Annotated in this window: 1 protein-coding gene; it reads right to left on the reverse strand. The window is 57.6% G+C overall.

The genetic code is table 11. The features are described from left to right. Window positions 1–271: IS630 family transposase (locus HKX41_11575; GenBank protein ID NNC24772.1), on the reverse strand; the 271-nt coding region annotated here is incomplete at both ends.

Genomic DNA, 271 nt, shown 5'->3' on the forward strand with positions numbered 1-271 from the left:
CTCGTTCACTGTGTAGAGCCGCTGAGAATTGTCCCACGGTTGCGGATGCGAGATATCGAAGAAACCGACTGTCGTGCCGCCATCTGTCCGGATATCGTCATCAACCGTCCAGTCTTCATCTTCGTCGTCTTCTGGCTGTTTGTTGTGGGGCTCGTTTTTCTCATCCTCGGCGAACGCGTCGGCAACGCGTTCGTCGAGGATTTCGTCGGCGTTCTCTGGCCGGTCTGGCCTCTCGGTACGCGGAATCGCGTACGAGAGGCCGAGATCAGAC

The organism is Salifodinibacter halophilus (assembly GCA_012999515.1).
Classification (GTDB): Bacteria; Pseudomonadota; Gammaproteobacteria; order Nevskiales; family Salinisphaeraceae; genus Salifodinibacter; species Salifodinibacter halophilus.